This window comes from Neisseria sp. P0014.S009 (assembly GCF_051958155.1).
Classification (GTDB): domain Bacteria; phylum Pseudomonadota; class Gammaproteobacteria; order Burkholderiales; family Neisseriaceae; genus Neisseria; species Neisseria flavescens_C.
The window spans coordinates 1-291 of sequence record NZ_JBQCVS010000098.1 but is presented as its reverse complement, the minus strand read 5'-3'; the positions used below and the strand labels follow the sequence as shown (position 1 = coordinate 291).

The 291-nt window shown below is 39.5% G+C and carries 1 protein-coding gene; it reads right to left on the bottom strand.

The genetic code is table 11. The features are described from left to right. Window positions 1-114: preprotein translocase subunit YajC (locus ACTHS4_RS11840; protein ID WP_440365982.1), on the bottom strand; the 114-nt coding region annotated here is incomplete at its 3' end. Window positions 115-291 lie beyond the last annotated feature (177 nt).

The following is a 291-nucleotide window of genomic DNA, read 5'->3' as shown; positions in this document are numbered from 1 at the left end:
GGCCAACATCGCTTGGTGCGCTTTGAATTTCTTTTGTTGAGTACGCATAATCAGGAAGTAGAACACCACCATGATCAGCACTAAATGGGCAAATTGAGCCACTGCTTGATTCATAATATATCCGTTCTTTCAAGTTTTAGATTAAGTAAAAAACTGCATACATCCCCAAACGCAGTTGGTCGGACTGTAAAATTGAGCTATTATAAAGGCCGTCTGAAAAATTTCCAAGCATTTCCGTATTTATTTACCATATTTAGCAGTCCGTGCGACTCGTTCGATTCACACTTTCCA